This is a genomic window from Kitasatospora sp. NPDC093806 (genome assembly GCF_040683335.1).
GTDB lineage: Bacteria > Actinomycetota > Actinomycetes > Streptomycetales > Streptomycetaceae > Kitasatospora.
In genome coordinates this window covers 13,604-33,653 of record NZ_JBFBDO010000044.1, presented here as the reverse complement: position 1 = coordinate 33,653, position 20,050 = coordinate 13,604, and the positions used below count along the sequence as shown (strand labels likewise).

The 20,050-nt window shown below is 71.8% G+C and carries 14 protein-coding genes and 1 pseudogene; 5 read left to right on the top strand and 10 right to left on the bottom strand.

Annotated elements, in window-relative coordinates:
* Positions 1-8: 8 nt before the first annotated feature.
* The 5 genes from AB0N76_RS21230 to AB0N76_RS21210 all read right to left on the bottom strand — a co-directional run bounded on the left by AB0N76_RS21230 (position 9) and on the right by AB0N76_RS21210 (position 5,159).
* Complete coding sequence (locus AB0N76_RS21230) at positions 9-1,127, bottom strand: hypothetical protein (protein WP_363559048.1); 1,119 nt, start codon at positions 1,125-1,127, stop codon at positions 9-11.
* A 119-nt stretch (positions 1,128-1,246) separates the two neighbouring features.
* Positions 1,247-2,398, bottom strand: coding sequence for a hypothetical protein (locus AB0N76_RS21225; RefSeq protein WP_363559047.1), 1,152 nt, complete (start codon positions 2,396-2,398; stop codon positions 1,247-1,249).
* Positions 2,399-2,732: 334 nt separating this feature from the next.
* Positions 2,733-3,359, bottom strand: coding sequence for a DUF5710 domain-containing protein (locus tag AB0N76_RS21220; protein ID WP_363559046.1), 627 nt, complete (start codon positions 3,357-3,359; stop codon positions 2,733-2,735).
* 51 nt (positions 3,360-3,410) lie between these two features.
* Complete coding sequence (locus tag AB0N76_RS21215; protein ID WP_363559045.1) at positions 3,411-3,605, bottom strand: hypothetical protein; 195 nt, start codon at positions 3,603-3,605, stop codon at positions 3,411-3,413.
* A gap of 363 nt (positions 3,606-3,968) precedes the next feature.
* Complete coding sequence (locus tag AB0N76_RS21210) at positions 3,969-5,159, bottom strand: hypothetical protein (RefSeq protein WP_363559044.1); 1,191 nt, start codon at positions 5,157-5,159, stop codon at positions 3,969-3,971.
* 777 nt (positions 5,160-5,936) lie between these two features.
* Here AB0N76_RS21210 and AB0N76_RS21205 point away from each other — a divergent pair.
* The 3 genes from AB0N76_RS21205 to AB0N76_RS21195 all read left to right on the top strand — a co-directional run bounded on the left by AB0N76_RS21205 (position 5,937) and on the right by AB0N76_RS21195 (position 12,957).
* Complete coding sequence (locus AB0N76_RS21205; protein WP_363559043.1) at positions 5,937-7,580, top strand: trypsin-like serine protease; 1,644 nt, start codon at positions 5,937-5,939, stop codon at positions 7,578-7,580.
* A gap of 93 nt (positions 7,581-7,673) precedes the next feature.
* On the top strand, positions 7,674-12,278 hold the full coding sequence (locus AB0N76_RS21200) for a polymorphic toxin-type HINT domain-containing protein (protein ID WP_363559042.1): 4,605 nt from the start codon (positions 7,674-7,676) through the stop codon (positions 12,276-12,278).
* 13 nt (positions 12,279-12,291) lie between these two features.
* Entirely contained in the window at positions 12,292-12,957 is a 666-nt protein-coding gene (locus tag AB0N76_RS21195) for a hypothetical protein (RefSeq protein WP_363559041.1), read from the top strand.
* A gap of 179 nt (positions 12,958-13,136) precedes the next feature.
* Here AB0N76_RS21195 and AB0N76_RS21190 read toward each other — a convergent pair.
* A pseudogene (locus AB0N76_RS21190) lies at positions 13,137-13,493 on the bottom strand (transposase family protein); the annotation flags it as partial.
* 209 nt (positions 13,494-13,702) lie between these two features.
* Between AB0N76_RS21190 and AB0N76_RS21185 the strand changes: the two are divergent.
* Positions 13,703-14,533, top strand: a complete 831-nt coding sequence (locus tag AB0N76_RS21185; RefSeq protein WP_363559040.1) for a PIG-L family deacetylase — start codon at positions 13,703-13,705, stop codon at positions 14,531-14,533.
* A gap of 46 nt (positions 14,534-14,579) precedes the next feature.
* On the opposite strand, the gene AB0N76_RS21180 is transcribed toward AB0N76_RS21185, so the two are convergent.
* The 4 genes from AB0N76_RS21180 to AB0N76_RS21165 all read right to left on the bottom strand — a co-directional run bounded on the left by AB0N76_RS21180 (position 14,580) and on the right by AB0N76_RS21165 (position 19,051).
* Complete coding sequence (locus tag AB0N76_RS21180; protein ID WP_363559039.1) at positions 14,580-15,635, bottom strand: CU044_5270 family protein; 1,056 nt, start codon at positions 15,633-15,635, stop codon at positions 14,580-14,582.
* The gene (locus tag AB0N76_RS21175; RefSeq protein WP_363559038.1) at positions 15,632-16,267 is read right to left on the bottom strand and encodes an RNA polymerase sigma factor; all 636 of its coding nucleotides are present in this window, start codon (positions 16,265-16,267) and stop codon (positions 15,632-15,634) included. The genes AB0N76_RS21180 and AB0N76_RS21175 overlap by 4 nt, the downstream gene beginning before the upstream one ends.
* A gap of 135 nt (positions 16,268-16,402) precedes the next feature.
* The gene (locus AB0N76_RS21170) at positions 16,403-17,035 is read right to left on the bottom strand and encodes a YoaK family protein (protein WP_363559090.1); all 633 of its coding nucleotides are present in this window, start codon (positions 17,033-17,035) and stop codon (positions 16,403-16,405) included.
* Positions 17,036-17,170: 135 nt separating this feature from the next.
* The gene (locus AB0N76_RS21165; RefSeq protein WP_363559037.1) at positions 17,171-19,051 is read right to left on the bottom strand and encodes an amidohydrolase; all 1,881 of its coding nucleotides are present in this window, start codon (positions 19,049-19,051) and stop codon (positions 17,171-17,173) included.
* A gap of 323 nt (positions 19,052-19,374) precedes the next feature.
* On the opposite strand from AB0N76_RS21165, the gene AB0N76_RS21160 reads away from it, so the two are divergent.
* A complete protein-coding gene (locus AB0N76_RS21160) occupies positions 19,375-20,037 on the top strand; it encodes a hydrolase (RefSeq protein ID WP_363559036.1) in 663 nt (220 codons plus the stop codon).
* The last annotated feature ends 13 nt before the right edge of the window (positions 20,038-20,050 follow it).

Here is a 20,050-nt window from a genome sequence, read left to right as displayed (position 1 = left end):
GCCAACCGCTACCAGCGGATCAGCACATAGCCGGGCCCGCCCGCGGTGCCCGGCCCGCCGCCGTGGCCGGCGGTCCCGGTGCTGCCCGACTTCGGGTCCGGGGCGGGGGACGGGCCGCCGCCGTCCCCGCCCCGTCCGCCCGCGTCACCGGCGGCACCGTTCCCACCGCTGCCGCCGACCCCGGTCCCGGCGGGCGGGGTGACGGCGACCACCGGCGGCAGGGCCCCGGCGGAGCCCGTCCCGCCGGTACCGCCCGCACCACCGCGCTCACCCCGGCCGAAGCGACCCGCGACGCCCTGGCCGCCGGTGACCCCGTCGGCGCCCGCGGTGCCGGGCATACCGGTGCTCCCGGGATTGCCGGTCAGGAAGGTGCCCGTGCCCGGACAGAACCTCGGGTTGCCGGTGGGCGCCGGGGCGCCGCCGCCGCCCCCCGCGCTCGGGCCGCCGGACCTGCCGCCGGAGCCCCCGGCACCGCCCGAAGCGCCGATCTTGCCGTTCTCCCCGCCCTGCCCGCCACCGCCGCCGGGGCCCGAGCCACCGCCGCCGCCGTTGCGGCCGGCCTTCCCGGCGATCAGGGTCCGGGTCCCGCGCACATAGGTGTCCGGGTTGTCGGCGACGGTCTCTCCGGCGCCGCCGCCCGCACCGCCGCCGCCGGCCCGGCCACTGACCAGGAGGGTGCCGGCCGCACCGCCGCCACCGCCCGCCCCACCGGCACCGCCGTCGGGCGAGTTGCTGGTGCCGACGACGGCGACGTAGAACTCCTGGCCCGGCGTCACGGTCAGCGTGCACTCCGAGTAGCCGCCGCTGCCGCCCCCGCCGCCACCACCCCCGCCCCCGCCGCCCGCGCCCCCTCCGCCGCCACCGCCCTGGACGGGGTTGGACACCAGGATCGGGAAGCTCCCCCCACCCCCTCCGCCGCCGCCCCCACCACCGGCGCCGCCCCCGGCCCCGCCACCACCGCGCCCCCAGACGTGCACGGTGATCCGGGTGACCCCGTCCGGGACCACGAACGTGGCCGTGCCCGGCCCGAAGCCCTGCTCGCCCTGGACGGCCACGGGGGGAGCACCGGGCGCGGCCGCCAGGGCCGGGCCGCACGGCAGCACGGCCGTGGCGGTCACGGCGGCCACGACCCCGGCGATCCCCTGACTCAAGGGAACCGTTCGACCCCGAAAGCTGCGCATGTCCGTCATCGTCGCCGCCCGCCGCCCCCGTCGCCACGCGGACGACCCGGCTCCCTGAGGTCCGCTCACCATTGGATGAGCACCGCCCCGCTCGTGCCGGCCGCCCCGCCCGTCCCGCCGTCACCGGACTGCCCGGGGCTGCCGCTCCCGGGGCTGCCGCCGTCGATGCCGGGTGTCCCACCGTCACCGCCCCGGCCGCCCGGGCGCCCGTCCCCGCCGGAGCCGCCCGTGCCCCCGGCACCGAACGCGTAGCCCCCGGAGGCGGTGGCCACCGCCCCGGCACCGCCCCGTCCGGACGAGCCGCTGTTCCCACCGTCGCCACCGGTCCCGCCCTGGCCGCCGGGGAGGACACCCTCGCCGTTCTCGCCGTCCTGCCCGGGGGTCCCCGTGCGGCCGCCGTCACCGACCGGCCCGGGGACGGCCCGGACCTCCTGCCCCTCGCAGTAGGGCCCGTCGATGCCGCTGAGAATCGGCGCCGAGCCGGAGCCGCCGCTGCCCGCGCCGCCACCGCGTCCACGCTTGGCGAAGCCTTCGAGGAACCCTCCGGCACCGTCGCCGTAGGTCCCCCGGTACCCGTGTCCGCCCGCGCGCCCGCCGCTGCCGGCGGGCGCCTGCAGGACGGGCAGTGCCAGGACGAACCGCGAACTCGCCATGATGAGGGTGTTGTTCCGGGGCAGGACTTCGACGGCCTCCGCACCGCTGCCGCCGTTGCCGCCGCTCGCCCCGTCGACGTTGTGCCCGGCACCGCCCGACCCGCCCGCTCCACCCGACCCACCGGCCGTCTCACCCGCCGGGCCCCCGACGCTGACGAACAGACTCTCGACCGGGCCGATGCCCAGGTCGTCGAGGTTCATCGTGCAGGTGACCAGGGTTCCGGCCTGGCCGCCCTGGCCGCCTCCCCCGCCACCTCCCCCGCCGCCGCCCGCACCGCTGTTCCCACCTGTGTCACCGCCGGCGCGCTCCCCGCCGCCGCCCCCACCCCCACCACCGCCACCCCCGCCTCCACCGCCGGGCCCGCCCGGCCCCCAGGCCGAGATCGTCAGGGTCGTCACCCCCGCCGGGATCGTGAAGACGGACGAATCCGCCTCGGTGATGAGCTGGGACCCGCCGACCGCCCTGACCCGCCCGGGCTCGGGCTCGGCCGGAGCCGCCGATGCCGGCGGCGCCCCGCACAGCGTGCTCCAGCCGACGGCCAGCACGGTCGCGGCGCCGGTCAACCTCCTCCTCCCCGCCCGGCGGGGTGAGCCGCCACCGGCCCCCGGAACCCGCCCATGATCCATCTCCTGCACGGTGCACGCCTTTCCTGGGTTCATCCGAGGCGGCCCACCACACCCGGCCGCCCGTTCCTGCGCCCAGTCTCGGCAGACCCGACGCCCCCGCGCCCACCCCACTGCTCCGACCGGCCGCCTCCACCCGGCACCCCGACCATCAGCCAGGCGCCGGCGCGCGCACCCCAGGAGCGGAAGCCCACGGTGCGGTGAACCCCCTGCCCCGGCTCCTAGCGCACCGGCCCCTGTCGTCACGGGAGCCAGCGCGCGACCTGTTCCCGTGTCACCCGAGCAGAACGACGTACCACAGCCGATTCGACTTGTCCCACTGGGCTTTGAGAAGCGCTTCGGCCTCGTTCTTCTCCCCGTACGAGACGTCGAGACAAAGGCGTCCATCGACGACATCCCCAGGGCGGATCCCCGCCGTGCCGGTCGTACCGGGACCCATCAACGCGGACGCAGCCGGTCCCGTACCCGCGTCACCGCCCTTGGCCGTGCACGGGTTCCACGCGCTCCGCTCCTTGCGGGCCCGGTCGATCACCCGGCTCACGCGTTCGCAGGACGCCGGGTCGGTGAAACGCATCATCAGATCGGTCGGCCCGCTGCTCGCCAGCAGATTGAGCGAACCGTGCCACAGCACGGTGCTGTCGAGGATGAGCACCTTCTCGCGCATCCGCTCGCGGAAGCCCACCTGGCAACCGACCGCCCTGAGGGCCTCGATCTGTTGCTGCTGACGGGCTGCCCCGGCGGCCTCGCGCTGCTCCTCGGGAGACCGGGTGTGGACGACAACCCGCACGCCCTCGAAGACCCGGGCGCCCAGCAGCGCCGACCAGCGGCGCACCGGCTGCGGGTCGAGGAAGGCGCAGTAGACCTCGATGCTGGTCGTGGCCCGGACGATGTCCCACTCCACGGCCTTCGGCACCTCGTCGGCGGGGAAGAAGGCCGGGCGCGCCAGCTCCTCCTAGGACAGGACCGGCAGCTGTGCCGCTTCGCGCGTCGGAATCAGCCGGTCGGCCGAGACCACCTGTGCGTGGCTCCCCAGGTGGTCGAGCATGACCCGGGCTTCGCCACGCGGGCCGAGGTTCTTGCGCAGGTGCTCGACATCGGCGACGACGATCTGCTCGGCCACCACGAGTCTGACCTTCTCCTCCGGCATCGGGAATGCCTCACCGGGGAGCCAGGCACCGTGTGCCTGGGAGGGGCGCACGAGGACGGAGCTGCCATCGAATGACCCAGGCCACCTACGGCAGGCGAAGAGGTACTCGTATCGACCCTCCGACGCGGACACCAGCTGCCCGTCCGCCAGCGCCGCCTTCTCCGCATCCGTGGCGTCGTCACGACGTTCCGCCCGGGCCTCCGCCCGTACGGCGGCCAGGATTTCGGAAACCGGATACGGTCGCTCGGCCTGCGTCAGAGGTGTGCACTCCCCCGTGGCGTATGCATCGTGCTTCGTCCACTGTGCGGAGCGCGACTGACGGCAGGGGTAGGTTCCGTCAAGCAGTCGTAGCCTCCCCCTCCCTCAGTCGAGCTCGCCATCCAACAGACCGCGGGCCGGTTTCCAGGCGGACCTGTCGAGGGCGACCTCGCCGGCCAGGTCGTTGCAGGCATGGAGGCCGTGGCCGGCAGGGTCGACCGCGAAGACGAAGGCCTTCGCGCGATCCGCGAAGTCGCGAGCCGGGCGCGTGGCAGAGCTCTCCGTCACGACCAACAGCCGTCGGCCGTCCACAGCCGCGACGCCGAACAATCGCTCCAGGTCTCCCTGCCCCACGCTCCTCGTCTTCTTCCACCACTCGATGTGGAAGGTCTCCGATACGAGTCGGTCGCCCGCACTGTCCGGCACGACGTCCACGAACCCCATCCGAGCCAGCTCGTGCGCGGCACCACCGACCAGAACCGAGCGCTCCGGCCGGCCATCCACCTGCGACCGCTGCGCCGGCAGGGCGGCCCGGCCCGCCAACCGGTCGTCCACGGTGGGGACACGGGAAAAGCGGGCCAGGCCCGCGACCAGTCCCGCAAGCCTCGACCGGTCGACGCGGTCGGACGCCACCCCCGGGACGACGGAGGGCTCGCCGAGAAGGAGGCCACCCAGGTCGAGCCGCCGCCAGGGCTCGCCCTGACCGGTCCGGACATCGGCGCTCCACCCGGACAACGGCTTGCGGGACACCGTGATCAGACAACCCGCCCCTCGGACGACCAGAAAGTCCCCCCGATCGCGCCCGAAGTACTCGGCCTTCACACCCCGGTCGGCTTCCACCGCGCGACACCTGTTCTGCGCCACGGCCATGACGACGTCCACTCCGCGCGCCGCCAGATCGTCCGCGAGCTCGACCACCTCACCGGTCACCGGCTCGTCCCACCGCCAGGGACTCCGCTCCTCGCTGCCTTCGAGCTCGGCGACGACCCTGGCATGGAGAGCATCCACCAGGACATCGGCGCCCGTCGTACCCCACCAGATGCGAGGCGGCTCGGAGGCCCTCGGCCCCGCGACCGCCCAGACCGGGACACGGTCGTACGGCTTGGTGAAACGCAACTGGGCCAAGACCACCGAACGCCCGCCGCTCAGTGGCACCGACAGATGCAACGGATCCAAGTCCGACACCCAAAGGCGCCCAGCAAGATCAGGATGCCGCTCACGGAACCTCCCACCGAGCGCCTGATGCCCAAAGAAGTTCGTCGCCGCCGCAAGCATGTCACTCGTCGGGAAGCCCACAGACGTCCCCTCCTTGCCGTCTCGTCAGCACCGGTCACACCGGCTCGGATGCTAACGCCTCCCACCGACAACCACCCGCCGAGGAGGGCCACCATTCTCTGGCGGGCATCCGATCCGTAGCTGGCTGGGGACTGCGAACACCGATCATTCCGAGGGCACGAATCCGAACGATGCCTAATTGGAGGAAGTAGTTCCTCCCCAATCCTCCGGTTGCGCCGCCGCAAGCCCTCCCTCGACCTTCCCGTGGGAGGAAGTTACGAAAGATCGTCAGTTCTTGCAACGGGCCTCCCACTTGCCTGCCGAAGCGATCCGACCCAGAATTCCCGAGCAAGAGGGACCGTCGCCGCCCTTCAGGCCCCGAGCCCCAGCAACGCCCTGCGAGCCTCGGGTCGACGTCATCCCACTTCGCACCCACGACCTCCCTCACAGCGCACCACCCTCGATTCCGACCCCTTCGTGCCGTTAGCCAGCGAACTTCGCTGATCCATGCGCCATCAACCGGGCCGAGACCGTTTCCCCATCCGTCGATCAAGCCACCTGCTCGAACGGGCTGCGCATCCCAGGCGCCTACCCGGAACTCCGTCAAAATGTCCGATTTCCGATCATCAGACCCCAGGACTGCCAAAGCCTTTGACGTTCAGGCATTACAACAGATAGCTTCCGAGTCGATCTATTTCTGTCACCAGCCCAGTGGGGACTCTGGCGCCCCCGGGCATGCTCTCCTTCGGAGTCTTTGTGCGTATTGTTCGAGGGGTTTCCTGGCCCCTTTGCGCAGCTTTGGCCATCCCCGTGATAGCCGGAGCCGTCCCGGCCGCCTCCGCTGCCGAGACGGCTCCGCCGCCGGTGGCGGTGGAGGACTTCGTCCACCCAGGCGCAGCGAAGATCCTCGCGGACCGGAACATCACACTCAAGGCGGGCGACGGTCACATCCAGCTCGCCGACTGCGCGTCGGGCTCGAATCTGGTGAAGCTGTACAGCCGGGCGGCCAACCCCAGCCTCGTCTGCTTCGAGATCACTGGGCCGACGGGCTACCTCGCCCTCGAGATCCCACAGATCTTCAACATCAAGGGCGACGACCACACCGTCAAGGCCAAGATCAACACCTCGGGCAACACCACCGAGTTCCAGCTCGACAAGAACAACTGGACCCCGATCGGCGAGGGCAGCAGTGGCGTCTGGACGACGCTGCTCGAACTCAACGCCGTCGGTGGCCCCGTCGGCCCGCAGCACACCACCGACAACCGGGCGGTCGGCACCGTGACCGTCGGTCAGCCCGGGTACAGCGCCGACGCGAAGTCCTGCACCGCCACCCTCGTCGATCGCCGCTGGGTGCTCACTTCGGCCACCTGCGTCGCCGACGACGACGCCGCCAGGACCGCGACGATCGACGGCCGGACCGTCGGCGTCACCAAGGTCGAGCGGGACGCCGGCCGCGACGTCGCCATGGTCCAGCTCGCCACCGCCATCGACGGCGTCACGCCGGTCCCGGTCGCCTCCGCCGCCCCTGTAACCGGTGAGAACCTTCGCGTCCCGGGCAATGGACGTTCCGCCACCAAGTGGCTCCCCACCTCATTGCACACCACGACCCACACCGTCGGCACCGTCACCGCCACCGGCTTCGAGTCCGCCCCCGCCACCGGCTCCGCCGCGATCTGCGCCGGCGATGCCGGAGCCCCGCTGCTGCGGACCGCCAACGGTGCCACCGAGATCGTCGGCGTCGCCTCCCGCTCCTGGCAGGGCGGCTGCCTCGGCAGCACCGAGACCCGCACCGGCGCGGTCAACAGCCGTGCGGACGGCCTCGGCGCCTGGGTCAAGACCCTGCGCGTGGGCACCGCCGAGGTCCAGCCGGGCACCCACCTCCAGATCGTCGGCTCCGACGGGTCGACGTGGGGCAAGACCGCCGACTACGCCGCCGGCCAGTGGAGCGCCGGCTGGGCGCCCATAGACGACAGCAACCTGCTCGCGATCGACAGCGTGACCATCGGTGACACCGTCTACGCCTATGCCATCAACGAGGACCACCGGGTCTACACCCGCGACGGGAAGGTCGGTGGCGGCTGGAGCAAGTGGCAGGAGGTTCCGCCGGGCACCGCCGTCGGCGTCAAGGGCATCACCGCCACCGCGCGCGGCAACACCGTCGACCTGATGATCATCGGCTCCGACGGCTCCCTCTACAGCACCACCGGCGACTACGCGGGCGGCGACTGGAGCGGCAAGTGGAACAAGATCAAGGACAACCACCTCAAGGCCATCACCAGCACCACGGTCGGCAACGTCGTCCACGTCTTCGCCATCAACGAGGACAACAAGGTCTACGGCATCGACGCCGACTACAACACCCAGACCTGGTCCGACAACTGGTTCGAGATCCCCGGTGGCGCCGCCGGCGCTAAGGGCATCACCGCCGCCACCCTCAACTGATCCACCGTGGGCGGCCCTTCGACGGGCCGCCCACCTCCAGACCACTTCACCACAGCTGACCGATGGGCACGACGTGCCCGAAGAGAAACGGGAATGCGGATTTCGATGAGGACAAAGGTGACACCGCGGCCCAAACGGCTGCGAGTCGCAACCGGGATCGTCATAGGCGGCCTGCTGGGCGGCCTGCTGACGATGCCGGCGGTGGCGGCCGACGTGCCGCCGGCGACTGGACCGGTCTCCGACCGGATGAAGGCCGTGGCGGCGTGGAAGGCAGGCGGCCCAGCCATGCGCCGGGCCGTCGAGGCCGCGCTGACCGGCTCGGACAGCGACTTGAAGGCATTCCTGGCGACCGGCCAGGCCGCTGCGGCGGACCAAGACCTGCGCGCCCAGATCGAGTCGCTGATCGGCTCCTCCGGGCCCGGCGTCCGCGCGGCCGCGACCGCCGCACTGGCCGGCTCGGCCGCCGATCTCCAGGCCTTCCTCGACAAGGGCCTGCAGAAGAACTACGAGGACGACCAGCGCGTCCGACTCTCCCAGCTCATGGTGACCGGTGGCCCCGGCGTCAAGGCCGGGGCGCAGAAGGCCATGGACGGTTCGCTGGAGGAGGTGACTGCCTTCCTCAACGTGGGCCAGTACAAGGCCCGCGACGACGACGACCGCGTCCACCTCTCCCAGCTGATGGCCTCCGGCGGGCCCGAGGTGAAGAAGGCCGCCGGCGCCGCCCTGAACAGCGGCGGTATGGACGAGGTCCAGCTCTTCCTGAAGTACGGCTATCAGACCGCAGCCGCCCATGACCAGGAAACGCTGACGGTCGCCCAGCTCGCCGACCTCACCAAGAACGCCTCCGCCCAGGCCGGCGAGCAGGCCAAGGATGCCAAGGAGGCCGCGGCCAGGGCAGTCGACGCGTCCCGCCGGGCCAAGGAGGCCTCCGAACGGGCCGCCGCCGAGACGCAGGCCGCGCAGGGCGAGGCCGGCCGGGCATCGAGTGCGGCGGAGCGTGCGGCCGATGCCGTCTCCCGGGCCGCCGACGCCGCTCAGACGGCCTCTGCTGCGGCGAAGGCCGCGAACGAGGCGGCCCGGCAGGCCGCCAACGCCGCCGCGAACGCCGCCTCCGCCTCGATCCGCGCTGGCAAGGCCGCGGCGCGCGCGCTGAGCGCCGCCAACGCCGCCGGCAACGACGCCACCCAGGCCGAGGCCGCCAACCAGGCCGCCGGCGCCGCCCGGCAGGCGGCGGTTGACGCCCGTTCATCCGCCGACGCCAGCGGCTGGGCCCGCAAGGCCTCCGACGAAGCGAAGGACGCGGCCCTGTCCGCCGCTTCGGCGGGCGGCAACGCCGCCGCCGCGGCAACCGCTACCGCGAACGCCGCCGGCGCTTCGGGGGTGGCCTCGTCCTCCGCCGAGCGTGCCCGCCAGGCCGCCGCTCGCGCCCGGGCCGCGGCCGCCGAAGCCACGCGCGCCGCGAACGCGACGGTGAAGATCGCTGCCGAGGCATCGGCTGCTGCCAAGGCCGCCCAGCAAGCCGCGAACGCCGCCGCCGGGCACGCCGAGGCCGCCGCCGCCGCGGCCGAGGAGGCCGCCCGCCACGCCGGCAGCTCCGCCGGATCTGCGGACGCGGCCCAAGCCGCTGCCAACGCCGCAGCCGCGGCAGCCGACGCGGCCGGGAACACCGCCACCCAGGCCCACAAGGTCGCCGACGTCGCCCGCGCCTCCGACCAGGAGCGCCTCGACGCCCAGCAGGCGGCCGAGATGGCGGCCGCCGAGGACGCCACCCGCGAGGACATCGTCAAGACTCGCACCGCAGCCTGGGAAGCCGGCAAGGCCGCCCGATACGCCGCCGGGACCGAGCAGCTGCTCACCGAGGCGACAGCCACCGGCGTCGAGCCCAAGACGGCCGTGCTCAAGGGCCGTCAGGCCGCCCTGCGCCTGCTGGACACCGGCGGACCGTGGGCCGTCGCCGCGTCGGAGGCCGCACTTGAAGGCGCGGACGACGCCGTCCTCACCTTCCTGAGCACGGGCCTCGCCGAGGCCCGTGACCGCGACAACCGCACCAGCGTCATGGCCATCGCCATGGGCCCAACCAAGCTGGCGCAGCGCGAGGCCGCGGAAGCCGCCGCCGTCGGCAGCCCCGACCAGGTCGCGGCCTTCCTGGCCACCGGCCAGTACCAGGGCAAGGACGACGACGACCGGGTCCAGCTGTCGCAGATCATGGCGGCGGGCGGCCCCGGGGTGAAGGCGGCCGCCGGCAAGGCCTTGGACGGCACCATCGCCGACGTCCGCGAGTTCCTGACCACCGGTCAGTACCGGGCACGCGAGGACGACAACCGCGTCCTGGTCACCCAGGCCCTCACCAACGCCACCCCCGAGGTCAAGGCCGCCGCCCAGGCGGTCCTGTCCGGGCCCGCCGCACGCCTCGAACCGTTCCTGCAGTCGGGCCAGTACTCGGCCCGCCAGCGCGACGCGTTCACTGCAATGCACGTGGCCACCGTCAACGCCTACCTCGCCGACATCGACGGCTCCGCGGCGCTGGCCCGCCAGTACGCCGCCGAGGCCGGCCAGTCCTACGCCACCGCCCGCGGCGCCGCCGCCGAAGCCGCCGGCTACGCGGCCCAGGCCCAGACCTCCGCCACCCAGGCCGCAGGCTGGTCCGCCAAGGCCGCCGCCTCGGCGAACCAGGCCCAGGGCTCCGCTACCCAGGCCGCCGACTACGCCAAGCAGGCCCTCACCAACGCCGCCTCCGCCAACGCGGCCGCCGCCAGCGCCAACGCCTCCGCCGCCGCAGCCGCCGGCTACGCCAAGCGCGCCCGCCAGTACGCCGCCACCGCCAAGGCCGCCTACAACCAGGCCCTCGCCGAAGCCGCCGCCGCCGGCCGCAGCCGCGACGAGGCCGACCGGGCCGCGGCCGATGCGAAGTACGCGGTCTGGGTGAAGCAACAGGCCGAGACCCTGATCAGCCAACTCCTGAAAGACACGAACTCGACCGACAGCGAGTCCAACCAGCAATCCGCCCTCGAGCAACAGATCCGCGATGGAGTCACCCCCGAAATCATCAAGCAGGACATGACCAAGTGTATCGAGGACGACGCGGGGGGCTTTCCCGATATTCTTTACAAGTGGAATAGGAAGACCTGGCACAAGAACGCCGCCGGGGTCAATGTCTGCAACGTCAAGGTCACGGTGAAGACCAAGGGCACAGTCGACCTAGTCATGAGGACCTGCCCGGAACCGGGGCTCAATCTCGAGGCGTGCAAGCTCAAGTACGGTGACCTGGAGACCGTCGTCCTCGACAGCAAGCAGGTCGAACACGTCGAAGACACCGAAATCGAGATGTCGTATGTCGAGTACCAGAACCACTACAAGCTGTACTGCTCGACCGACGGGCCGGCCAACTGCATCTCAATGGATGGCTCCAAGCTGGTTCTCAAAGCACTGACCGACGACTTCGTCAAGTGTTTCGACAATCCCGGTTTCAACGCCCCCTGCGGCTGGGCGGGATCGAACTTCATCCCGTACAAGACTCTGATCACTGCGGCCAAGAGCATCACCGCCTACCGCTTCGCCATCCTGGCCGGCGTCGGCATCGAGGACGCCAAGCTCGCACTCCAGGTCTCTCTCGACGGCTACAGCCAGGCCGTGAAGGCGAAGCTCGACAACATCGCCGACGCCGTCACCAAGTTCCGCCTCACTCTCACGGAGGGCCGTGGGACCGAGGAGGCGCTCGCAGCCCTGCGCAATAACCCCAACATTGACCACACCCTGCTGGAGCAGATGGAGATCGAGGCCGATCTCGCCCAAGGCGCGCGGACGGCCTGCCCGATCAACAGCTTCCCGGCCGCCACCCAGGTGCTACTCGCAGACGGCTCCTACCGGGCGATAAGTGAGGTCCGCACCGGCGACCAGGTCCTGGCGGCCGACCCTGCGACCGCGCAGACCGGGCCTCAGCTGGTCACCGCTACCTTCGCCCACGACACCGAACGACTAGTGGACGTCGACCTCGCCGACGGCAGCACCCTTTCCACTACTGCGGGTCACCGCTTCTATGTCGATACCAAGGGCTGGGTCGTCGCCTCCGAGCTGCAGACGGGCGATGACCTCCGCACCGCGGACGGCTCCCCACAGGCAGTCATCACCCTCCGGGACCGCAGCGGCCTGCCGGCGCAGCCGGTCTACGACCTCACTGTCGGAGGCCTTCACACATTCCACGTGCGCGCCAGCGGCGATCGCGGCAAGGGCCTGCTCGTTCACAACTGCCGCAACATCGTGGCCGACGAAGGCCTCTCAGGGGCCCACACTCTCGACCAGCACGTCGACATCTCCGGCACCAAACTGGTGAAGAAGGTCGACAAGGACGGCGTGGCGAGTGTGTGGAACGACAGGGACACGGCCGTCCGAGCCGTTCAGAAGGCATACGACCAGTGGTACAACACCAAAGATAACGCAAAGAAACTCGGCCGCTGGATCCAGAAACAACAAAGTCGGCCCAAGACTGACACCTCCTTCATCGCAGAACGCGACGCTTTCTCGTTCACCTGGACCGTCAGGGACGAAGGGTCACTGGGTACGGCTTATACCAAGAATGCCGATCCCAACGCTCAAAATCCCCTGACCGGAATTGCGACCGGGAACACTGTGGTAGTCACGCTAAGGTTCGATCGCTACCACCCCGAGAAATTCGTCGTCTTTACCGCCTACCCGAAGTAATGGAGCCGCGCACATGAAACCGAGAGCCGATTTCGACGAGGACTTCGGGTTCAGCGGACTGACCAAGTATCTCCAGTTCCGGTCCGCGCCCAGAGATGCAGCCGGCCTCCTCTCCTTCGTCGAAATGATACTGGAGGAGAAAGGGCGGGCGTACGCACTCGAAGTGATAGAGGACGCCCTTCGCCTGACACGGTCCCCGCTGTCAGACGAAATGCTTTCCACGATATGGCTAGTGACCACCGAGGCTCGCTTCGATCCAATGAGTGCCGGAGTCAACATCCGCACTTGGCTGGAGCAGATCACAGACACCTGCGCCTCTTTCATTCGACTGACGGACTCGTCGTTCGAACCCGCCGACCCGGCCCCGGCGAGCCACCCGGAGCTACTGGAGGATGTCCTGGCGGAACTCCGCGGTATCGGACCAGTAATGGCCGATAAAGCCGCCACCAGCATCTATGTGCCACCGCTCCCCCTGCTGGTGTCGACGCTGAAAACAGCGGTGACAACGTTTGGCCCAGACCTGGGATTCCGGCTCCTCTTGCGGGCCATGAAGGTGTACTTCGTACCCATTGGACCATCCCGGCTGAAACGACTTGAGGAGATCGGCTCCCAGCTCGGCTACCACAAGTGGGTTGTCGAGGACGGCAGCCTCAACATCTGGTCAGATCTAAGCGACTGACCGCGACACGACACCCGCGAAGTGACTCTATCGGCCGACGCGGCCGGGCACGGCCAGCCAAAGGTTGGAACGCATCCGGTCGCGTCACATCAATGGCCTTCCCGCCGACCACCAGGCCCCTAAAGCTTGTTGCAGAAGTCTGGGTGTGGGCAGGTCTGTGTGTGCTCTGGCCTGCTGGTTTATGCACTCCGGGCGAGGTTGTGCATGTGGGCGACGGCCTGCACCACGCGGTGCAGGCCGTCGCCCTTCTGCCGGCAGTCGCGGAGGATCTTGTAGTTCTTCATGCGGGCGAAGGTGTGCTCGACGCGGGCGCGCACGCGTCGGTGTTCGGCATTGCCCTCCTCCTGGGCCCGTAGCAGGGGGCGGCCGGCCCGTCGGCGATGGGGGACGACCAGGCCGGCGTTGAGGTAGGCACCGTCCGCGAGCACGGTGGTGCCGGCACAGATGGTAAGCAGGTCGGAGGCCCGCCACACGCGGGCGGCGGCCTTGCTGCCCGGCACGGGGCGGGCGGTGACGACCACGAGGCGGGCGTTGGCGCGTCCTCCTCCCGCGGCCACCGGGCACCCCCAACCGCGTCGACGCCGTCACCCCGTCACCTTCTCACCCCGCCGGCCCGGAATAGGGGGCGGCGGCGCCGTCGTTCCCAACAGTCGATCAGATGCACGACGACCCGTGCTCTGCCGGCCCTGTCGGCCCCGTGCCGCACACTGGGGCCGAACACTCGGCAGACCGAAGGATGAGCCCCATGACCGACCGGCCCTTGACCCTGATGGCCGTGCACGCGCACCCCGACGACGAGGCCACCGGCACGGGCGGTGTGCTCGCCCGCTACGCGGCCGAGGGCATCCGGACGGTGCTCGTCACCTGTACCGACGGCGCCTGCGGAGACGGCCCGGGCGGCGCCAAGCCCGGCGAGGAGGGCCACGACCCGGCCGCCGTCGCCGCGATGCGCCGTCAGGAACTCGAAGCCAGCTGCGAGATCCTCAAGGTCAGCCACCTGGAGATGCTCGACTACGGGGACTCCGGGATGATGGGCTGGGCCGCCAACGACGCGCCCGGCTCGTTCTGGAAGACCCCGGTGGACGAGGCGGCCGCCCGCCTCGCCGAGCTGATGCGGCAGTACCGGCCCGACGTGGTCGTGACCTACGACGAGAACGGCTTCTACGGCCACCCCGACCACATCCAGGCCAACCGCATCACCACGCGCGCCCTGGAGCTGGCCGGCACCGCGCCCAAGGTCTACTGGACGACGGCCCCGCGCACGATGATGGCCCGCTTCGGCGAGGTCCTCCGCGAGCTCGGCGCCGACTGGGAGGAGCCGGACCCGGAGGCCTCCGAGATGCCCGAGATCGGCCTCCCCGACGAGGAGATCACCACCTGGGTGGACGCCACCGCCTTCGGCGGCCAGAAGTTCGACGCCCTGGCCGCCCACGCCAGCCAGGGCGAGAACATCTTCTTCCTCAAGATGGGCAAGGAGAAGTTCACCGACCTCATGGGCGTCGAGACCTTCCTCCGCGTCCACGACACCACCGGCGCCCCCCTCCCCGAAACCGACCTCTTCGCCGGCCTCCGCTGACCAACCCCCTGAGCCGGCGGGCGACCACCCGCCGGCTCAGGACCCGTCAGGTGGTGGGCCGGCCGGGGGTGGGGCGCTGGTGCTTGGTGTCGACGACGGCGCGGGTGAGGATGGTGGTGCGTTCCACGACGGTGCCGGGCTTGATGCCGTTGACCTCGCGGACCTGGACGCCGCGGCTGCCGAGGTACTGGTGGCTCTCCCGGTCGAAGATCCACTCCGATCGCTCGCCGGTGCGGGGGTCCAGGCGCGCCAGGGCGATGCCGTCGCGGTCGGAGGCGTCCTGGGCGTGCTCGACCACGACGACGCCGGGGATCTTCCCGACGGCCTCGTAGAGCGAGGCGGCGAGGGCCGAGGGGACGAGCTGCTCGCGGATGAGGGAGCCGATCTCGTTGAACGCCTGCTGGTCGTGGTCCCGGTCGCCGCTCACCCTCGCGTAGACGGACTTCAGCAGCGCGTCGGCGTCCGCGGGCTGCGCGGCGAGCCACTGGTAGGTCGACTCCTTGCGCGGCGAGGCGTTGTCGAGCGTGATGCCGCCCTTGTCCTGGTAGCCCGGCTCGTCCAGCCAGCCCTTGGTGCCGTCCGGGGACTTCCACACCTCGCGGTCGTGCAGCGGCTGCACCCAGGTGACCGACTCCCCGGTGTCCGCGTTCTGGCGGGTGGCCATGAACGAGACCCGGCTCTTGATGTAGATGTACTGGCCCGGTCCGGGCTGGGGCGTGGTGCGCGCCGTCGCGGCGGCCGCGGCGGCGATCTCGCGGACGGTCGAGGCGAGTTGGACGGTGCTGCCCTCCTCGATCCGCACCACGGGCGCCTTGACCAGCTGCGGGGCGGCCACCGTGACGGTGTCGGCCGGGCTGCCCAGGGAGACGACCACCGCCAGGACGGCGGCCGCGGCGACGGGCGCCGCGATCAGCGCGGTGCGGCGCAGCGGGCGGCGTGTGGGGGCGGAAGCGGGTTCGGACTGGTGGATCTCGTTCATCAGGAACTCCTCGAGCAGGTCCCGGCGTTCGGGCGCCAGGCGGGGATCGGCCGGCGCCGGGAGCAGACGGGCCAGCTCCGCGTGGTCGAGCGGTTCGGTGCGCCGCCACGGGTTGCGGATCATCGGTGCGTCTCCTTGTGCGGCCGGGCCGCGGTGCCGCGGCTGCCCAGTGGTTGTCCGGGGGTCGGGAGGGGTTCCGTACTCTTCTTCGCGGCGCGCAGTTCCTCCGCCGCGAGTTTGCGCAGTCGGGTGCGGGCCCGGGAGAGGCGCGAGCGCACGGTGCCGACGGGCACGCCGAGGGTGGCCGCCGCCTCCGCGTAGCCGAGGCCGGACCAGACGCAGAGCGCGAAGACCTCGCGTTCCGAACGCCGCAGGCGCCCCAGGGCCTTGCGGGCGGCCGCGAGTTCCTCGGCGTCGGACATCCGGCCGACGAGTTCGTCGGCGAAGTCGGGGACCGGGTCGACCGCCGGCATCCGGGCGATCGCCACACCGTGGCGGCGGGCGGCCCGCGTGGTGTTGCGCAGCACGTTGACGGCGATGCCCATCAGCCAGGGCCTCGGGCCGTCGCCCTCGTCGCGCAGTTTCCCGCGCAGCCGCCAGGCTTCCAGGAAGGTCAGCGAGACCACGTCCTCGGCCAGCGCCCAGTCCCCGGTCACGCGCACGGCGTGGCGGTACACCAGGGAGGAGTGGTTCCGGAAGAGATCGCGGAACGCTTCGGGATCCCCGGCCCGCAGCCGGGAGTGTGGATGGTTCACCTCATGCCTTGTCCGCGAAGGGGTGCCGGTTCCTGTGACCCGGGTCACGCTAGCCGGTGCCCGTGGGGGCCGGTCGACGTCGCGGTCGGGATTCCCGGGGCCTGGAGCGGCTGCTGTCCTGGTGACCTGGGAGCGTCAGTCGCGGTGGAGAAGGAGGGTGGCGGCGGAGAGGGCGGCGCTGGCGACGAGGGCCCAGGCGGTCTGGCCGTGGAGCACGAGGACGGCGCCCGGGGCGGCGCCGGCGAGCATGGTGAGGACGGAGAGGAGCTTCCTGCGCTGGCGGGTGGCGGCGCCGCCGGCGAGGCGGGAGTCGGCGGCCAGGCCGGTCAGGGTGAGGGTGAGCACGGTGGTGGTGAGGTCCGGCACGCCGAGGCCGCGCACGGTGCCGTTGCGGATGCCCATCGCCAGGGCGAGCAGGGCGATCACGACGTACTGCGCGGGCCCGTCCGTGCCCCGCGCGAAGACGACGGCGGCGGCCGCCCCGTACAGCGCGGCCTCCAGGCCGAAGGCCGTACGCAGCTGTCCGGGCCGCCGGGTGGCGAGCCGGCCGGCCAGGAGCGCGCCGAGGAGGAAGGCCGCGAGCGAGGTCAGCGAGCCGGTGACGGAGAATCCGGGTGCTCCGGCGAGCGCGAAGGCGATGACGACGACGTTGCCGGTCATGTTCGCGGTGAAGACGTGGCCGAGGCCGAGGTAGCTGACGGCGTCGATCAGACCGCTGACCACGGTGAGGCCGAACAGGGCCAGGGCGAGCGGGTGGCGGTCGTGGATCTGCGAGCCGGGGGCCCGTGGCAACGGGGAGGCGGGAGCGGAATCGGGTGCGGGCGTGGTCACGACGCTTCCTCGGGTGGTGGAGGGACGGCGGGCGGGGGCACCGCCGTGGTCCGGCGGTGCCCCCGGGAGATATCAGAAGAAGCACGGATCCAGCGGGACCTGCGACTGTCCGGGCAGGGCGGCGAGTCCGCGCGCCGCCCGCCAGGCGTGCTGCTCGCCGGAGGCGGCCACGGCCTCCAGCACCCCCTCGGCCTGGCGGACGCCGCCCAGACTCGGGGCGGGGGTGGCGTGGTAGCCGCCGAAGCGGGCGACCGGGCTCCAGGACGGCGAGACCTCGGGCGGTTCGGGGGCCAGCCCCTGGTGCTCCGCCGCGGCGTGGACGATGCGTCCGCCGACGACGGTGAGGACGGACTCGATGTGCGCGATGTCGGCCTCGGGCACGCTGAAGTAGTCGGCGCTGAGGATCGCGAGGTCCGCGTAACTGCCCACCGTCAGGCGCCCCTTGACCTCCTCCTCGCCGGTGAGCCGGGCGCCGCCCAGGGTGTAGAGCTCCAGGGCCTGCTCGCGGCTGAGGCGGTTGTGCTCGGCCGCGAGGCGCCGGCCGCCGACCGACCGGCCGGAGACCAGCCAGTGCAGGGCGACCCACGGGTTGTAGGAGGAGACCCGGGTGGCGTCGGTGCCCGCCGCGACGGTCAGGCCGCGGTCCAGCATCGCGCGCAGCGGCGGCGCCTCGGCGGCGGCCGCGGCGCCGTAGCGCGCGACGAAGGCCTCGCCCTGGAAGGAGAGGCGGTTCTGAACGGAGACGGCGCCGCCCAGCGCGGCGATCCGGTCGAGGCTGTCCGGGCTGACGGTCTCGGCGTGGTCGAAGAGCCAGCGGCCGCCCTGCGGGAAGAGGCCCTCGGCGGCGAGCTTCTCGAAGACGGCGAGGTCGCGGCGGATGGTCTCGTCGTAGGTGGCGTGCAGCCGGAAGCCCCAGCCGTGCTCGGTGAGCAGGCGGACGGCCTTCTCGAACTCGTTCTCGTAGGCGCCCAGTTGCGGCCGCGGCTCGGTGAAGTTCTCGAAGTCGGCGGCGGCCCAGGTGAGGTTCTCCCCCGCGCCGTTGAGGCGCAGCCACTCGTCGCCCTCGCCGGGGCGGACGGTCTCGACCCAGCGGGTGAGGTCGGCCAGTTCCTGTCCCGCGGTCTGCGGGAAGAGGTGGTAGGCGATGCGCAGGGTCAGCTCGCCCCGGCGGGCGAGCTCCATGACGGTGCCGTAGTTCTCGGGGAAGCTCTGGAAGCCGCCGGCGGCGTCGATCGCGGAGGTGAGGCCGAAGCGGTTCAGCTCGCGCAGGAAGTGCCGGGTGGAGCCGATCCGGTCGGCCTCGTCCAGGGTCGGCGCCTTGGCCAGGGTGGAGTAGAGCAGCAGCGCGCCGGGGGCGGCGATCAGCAGGCCGGTGGGCTCGCCGTCGTGGCCGCGGACGATCTGACCGCCGGCCGGGTCGGGGGTGTCCCGGGTGAAGCCGGCGGCGCGCAGCGCGGCCCGGTTGAGCAGCGCCGACTGGTAGAGGTGCAGCACGAAGACGGGGGTGTCGGGCGCCGCGGCGTTGAGCTCCGCCAGGGTGGGCAGGCGCCGTTCGGCGAACTGGTCGGCGGACCAGCCGCCGACCACCCGCACCCACTGGCCGGGCGGGGTGCGCTCGGCCTGGAGCCGGAGCATGGCGAGGGCCTCGCGCAGTGTCGGGACGCCGTCCCAGCGCAGTTCCAGCACGTAGTTGAGGCCGCCGCGGATGACGTGCAGGTGCGCGTCGTTGAGTCCGGGGACGGCCCGGCGGCCGAGCGCGTCGACCACCCGGGTGTCGGGGCCGACCAGCGGGATAACGTCCGCGTCGTCGCCGACCGCCTGGACCAGTCCGTCCCGGACGGCGACGGCGGTGGCCCGGGGGCGGCGCGGGTCGTTGGTGTGCACCTTGGCGTTGCGCACGACGAGGTCGGCGGGCCGGTCGGGGGTGCCGGGACGGATTCCGGCGACGGGCATGGCGGGCAAGGGAGGCCCCTTCCTTCGAGTTCCGCTGGCTGATCGCGGCCCGACGGGGCCACCGGCGAAACCTAGGCAGGCGACGGCGCGCGCGGGCCCTCCGCAGCGCATGGCCGATGGCCCCGCAGCGCACTAGGAGCACACCGAGGCGGCCGGCCGGCCCCGGCCCGGCCGGTCGTGCGCTGTCGGGACAGTCCGGGGCGCACAGCGGTCAGAACACCCGGGCCGCCGCGTCTAGCGTCGTCGAACGAGGCGCCCCGGTGATCCGGGGCCAAGCCTGACGTTCCGTCAATTCATGACATTCGCAAGGAAAGAGAAGACCCATGGTCGACTTCGCCAACGTCCACGCCGCTCCGAGCCCGGACCTGCTGACCCCCGACAACGCGCTGATGCTGTTCGTCGACCACCAGCCGCAGATGTTCTTCGGCACCGGCAGCGGCGACCGCACCGCGATCATCAACGCCACCGTCGGCCTGGCGAAGGCCGCGAAGATCTTCGGCGTGCCGACCGTGCTGTCCACCGTCGCGGCCGAGTCCTTCTCCGGCCCGCTCCTCCCGCAGCTGCGGGCCGTCTTCCCCGACCAGGAGGTCATCGACCGCACCACGATGAACGCCTGGGAGGACGAGGCCCTGGTCGAGGCGGTCAAGGCGACCGGCCGCACGAAGATCATCCTCTCCGGCCTGTGGACCGAGGTCTGCCTGGTCCTGCCGGCCCTCTCCGCGCTGAGCCAGGGCTACGAGGTCTACGTCGTGGCCGACGCCTCCGGCGGCGTCAGCCCGCTGGCCCACGAGCACGCCCTGCAGCGGATGACCGCCGCCGGCGCCGTGCCCGTCACCTGGATCCAGGTCCTGCTGGAGCTCCAGCGCGACTGGGCGCGCGCCGAGACCTACGTCCCGGTGACCGAGCTGGTCATGGAGCACGGCGGCACCTACGGCCTGGGCCTGGTCTACGCCCACGCCATGATCGACCCGCACGCCGCCGGCTGAGGGACCGCACCGA